Genomic DNA, 3,748 nt, shown 5'->3' with positions numbered 1-3,748 from the left:
AGACAGAAACCGGACTGAGCCAACGCCGAGGGCATCGAGATCCGCTCGGCTGGCCAGTCACTCCGTCGTGCCGTTATTGCCGATGCCCTCGGCATCGTCGAGCCGCACAAAGGTCAAGCCCTTGGCCTTGAGCGCCAGCAGCCCCTGCACCACGCCTTCGCCGGCCGCATGGGTCGGCTGGTTGATGTGCGAGATGATGACGTCGCCATCCTTGGCCGCCGCGATGCGCCGGGCGGTCTCCTTGGCGCCAAGCAAAGAGCCGCCGTCGCCATTTATCGAGAATCCCGCGACCTTGAAGCCAAGCTTGCGGATCATGGCGATTGCCGACGGGCTGTATTCGGCGGTTGCGCCACGAAACCATTTCGGCGCCGGCTCGCCGGTCCCGGTAAGAGCGGCGGCTCCCGATTCGACCTCGGCCAGCACCGCATCCGGGCTGCCGGCGCTGCGAATGCCGTAGATTTTCCGCGGCGTGTCGACCGCCGGGATGTGGTGGCCGCCATGATTTTCCAGTTCGAACAGATCGGGATGCGCCCGCATGATCTCGACGGCGGCGGCGTTTCGCTTCAGCCAGATGCCGGTCACGAAAATGGTGGCGGGGATCTTGTTGTCCACCAGCGCCGAAAGGATCCGGTTGTCGGTCTGTCCACCGCACGCGTCGAGCGTAAGCGCCACACGGCCGGCTCCGCTCGCCTGCGACTTGATGTGCAGCGTCGGCTCGACGAGGGGCGCGGCATGGCTGGCGGATGCCATCGCCCACGACAGGGCGATCATGCAGAGACTTTTTTGCAGCAGGCGCATCAAACCGATTCCCGGACCCGTCATTTCAAGCAGGCATCCCAACGACCCGCATGAAGGCGGAAATCGGGATGGCGCATAGCAGAAAAGCGCTCCGCGACAATGTGACCGTTCCTGTGGCGAAGGGGGTCATTCCGCCGCGTCGAGGGTCGTGCATGCGACGCATGATCTCAGATGGCGTGTTCCAGTTTCATTTCGGTGCGCGAAAGAACCTCGCGCACCGCATCGACCACAGGCTTGACCTCCAGGCCCCAGACGCAGCATGCCTTGCTGGGATCTGGCGCGCGGCAGAGGTTTTCGGCCATGCAGGCGCAAGGCATCGGCGGCTGGAGCGAGATGCTGGGCACGCCGACGGGACCCCAGCGCGACGGCTCCGTCAGACCGAACAATCCGACAACCGGGGTTCCGGTGGCTGCGGCCATGTGCATCGGGCCGCTCTCATTGCCGAGAAACAGCCGGGCCTGTTTCAGCACCGCCAGCAGGCTTTCAAGCGACAGGTCACCGACGAGATTGACGACCGACGGCGCGGTCCTGGCGACGATACGTTCGGCGATCTCGCGCTCGTCCGGGCCGCCCACCAGGACTACGTCCAGGCCGGTCTCGCCGGCAATCTCGACGATCACTGCTGCAAACCGCTCCGGCTGCCAACGTCGGCCCTCGAAGCTTGCACCCGCATGTACCGCGATGAATGCGTTTGGCCTCAGATGGCGCTTACCCAGCAGCGCCAATGCTTTCGCCGTCTCCATTGGCAGCGGCTCAAGGTTTGGAATCACCGTGCGAAGTTCGATGCCGAGCGCTTCGAGCGGCGAGAGGTAGCGGTACAGGAAATGCTGACCATCAAAGCCGTAGGGCTTGGCAAAAACGTTGGCGGGCTGCCGCTCCAACATACGCAAGGGTCTTTCGGAAGGACTGTAACCGACACGGGTCTTGGCGTTGACGAGCCCGGTGACGATGCGCGACGTCTTCGAGTCGGTCAGGTCGATGGTCAGGTCGAAACGGAAGCGGCGCAACGCCCGCACCATGGCGTAAAGCTCTTTCCCGCGCTCCAAGGACGTGCCGCGCATGCGGTCGCGCCTGAATGTGACCACCTCGGAAGCTATATCATGGGCGATCACGAAGCTCTCGAAGCGAGCCTCGCACAGAAAGACGATGCTGGCGCCGGGGAATGCGAGCCGCAGGTTCTTGGCGAGCGCCGAGGCGAGGACGAGATCGCCTATGAACTTGGTTTGGACGACCAGGATCGAGTGGAACGGCGCGGGAGAAATCTGCAGCATCTGTTTCCGGGAGCAATTTGCGGATAGCCGCAAATTGGGCAGGAACAATGTCGAGATTGCGCGACGCCGCCAGCACGTTCGCGTGAATTGCCTTACAAAACGGTAAGCTGGATGGATCCTATCGGCGGCCTGCCTTCGCAACCAGCACCGCAGCCTGCGCGGCCGCCAGCCTGGCGATCGGTACGCGATAGGGCGAACAGGACACGTAGTCGAGGCCGACCTCTTCGCAAAAGCGGATCGAGGCCGGATCGCCGCCATGTTCGCCGCAGATGCCGAGCTTGATGTCTGGCCGCGTCGCCCTGCCCTTTTGCGCGGCCATGCGCACCAGTTCGCCGACGCCGTCGATGTCGAGCGAGACGAACGGGTCCTGATCGATAATGCCCTTCTGGCGGTAGGTTTCCAGGAACGAGGCCGCATCGTCGCGCGAGATGCCGAAGGTCGTCTGGGTCAGGTCGTTGGTGCCGAAGGAGAAGAATTCGGCTGACTCTGCAATGACATGGGCACGGATCGCGGCGCGGGGGAGCTCGATCATCGTGCCAGTGAGATAGTCGATCTTGACGCCGGTTTCCTCCATGACGCTCTTGGCAACCGCATCGATGCGCGCCTTGACGTAATCGAGTTCCTTCACCAGGCCGACGAGCGGCACCATGATCTCGGGGACCACCAGCGCGCCGGCCTTCCTGCCGGCCTCCACGGCCGCCTCGAAAATGGCCCGCGCCTGCATCTCGGCGATCTCGGGATAGGAGACAGCCAGGCGGCAGCCACGATGGCCGAGCATCGGGTTGAACTCGTGCAGTGCCTCGGTGCGCTGCCTGAGCTTGTCCGGCGACACCTTCATGGCGGCGGCGACCTCGGCCACCTCCTCCTCGGTCTTCGGCAGGAATTCGTGCAACGGCGGATCGAGCAGGCGGATCGTCACCGGCAGGCCGGCCATGATCTCGAACAGTTCGAGGAAGTCCGAGCGCTGCATGGGCAGAAGCTTGGCAAGTGCGGCGCGCCGGTCCTTTTCGGTGTCTGCCAGGATCATCTCGCGCATGGCGACGATGCGGTCGCCATCGAAGAACATGTGCTCGGTGCGGCAGAGGCCGATGCCTTCGGCGCCGAAGGAGCGCGCCATGCGCGCGTCGAGCGGCGTTTCGGCATTGGTGCGCACTTTCATGCGGCGGACCGCGTCCGCCCACTCCATGATGGCCGCGAAATCGCCGGAAAGTTCCGGCTGCAGCATCGGCACGGCGCCCTTCAGCACCTGGCCATTGCCGCCATCGATGGTGACGATGTCGCCCTTGCGGAAGGTCGAGCCCATCGCCATCAGCGTGCCGGCCTTGTAGTCGACACGCAGCGAGCCGGCCCCGGAGACGCAAGGCTTGCCCATGCCGCGCGCCACCACCGCGGCGTGGCTGGTCATGCCGCCGCGCGTGGTCAGGATGCCTTCCGCCGCATGCATGCCGTGGATGTCTTCGGGACTGGTTTCGATGCGCACCAGGATCGCCTTGCGCCCTTGCGTCTTCAATTCCTCGGCGTCGCCGGAGGAAAAGACGATCTCGCCGGTAGCGGCACCGGGCGACGCCGGCAGTCCGATGCCGATGACATCGCGCGCGGCCTTGGGGTCGATGGTCGGATGCAGCAACTGGTCGAGCGAGGCCGGGTCGATACGGGCGACGGCTTCCTCTTTCGTGATC

3 protein-coding genes are annotated in these 3,748 nt (G+C 64.5%); all 3 read right to left on the bottom strand.

Annotated elements, in window-relative coordinates; all coding sequences use genetic code 11:
* Window positions 1-57: 57 nt before the first annotated feature.
* Window positions 58-798 (bottom strand): polysaccharide deacetylase family protein, encoded by a 741-nt coding sequence (locus tag EN964_RS28250; protein ID WP_127270458.1) that lies wholly within the window; start codon window positions 796-798, stop codon window positions 58-60.
* A 167-nt stretch (window positions 799-965) separates the two neighbouring features.
* On the bottom strand, window positions 966-2,069 hold the full coding sequence (locus tag EN964_RS28245) for a glycosyltransferase family 9 protein (protein ID WP_127270460.1): 1,104 nt from the start codon (window positions 2,067-2,069) through the stop codon (window positions 966-968).
* 118 nt (window positions 2,070-2,187) lie between these two features.
* A partial coding sequence (locus EN964_RS28240) for a putative PEP-binding protein (RefSeq protein WP_127276999.1) occupies window positions 2,188-3,748 on the bottom strand: 1,561 nt, incomplete at its 5' end.

Origin of the sequence: Mesorhizobium sp. M7A.F.Ca.CA.001.10.2.1, from assembly GCF_003998575.1 — a bacterium.
Classification (GTDB): domain Bacteria; phylum Pseudomonadota; class Alphaproteobacteria; order Rhizobiales; family Rhizobiaceae; genus Mesorhizobium.
The sequence above is the reverse complement of the archived record's forward strand: the minus strand, read 5'-3'. Positions and strand labels throughout refer to the sequence as shown.

What these genes read in the sequence shown, in the direction of transcription:
- EN964_RS28245 (WP_127270460.1), bottom strand. Translation starts at nt 2,069, where the DNA reads ATGCTGCAGATTTCTCCCGCGCCGTTCCACTCGATCCTGGTCGTCCAA.
- EN964_RS28250 (WP_127270458.1), bottom strand. Translation starts at nt 798, where the DNA reads ATGCGCCTGCTGCAAAAAAGTCTCTGCATGATCGCCCTGTCGTGGGCG.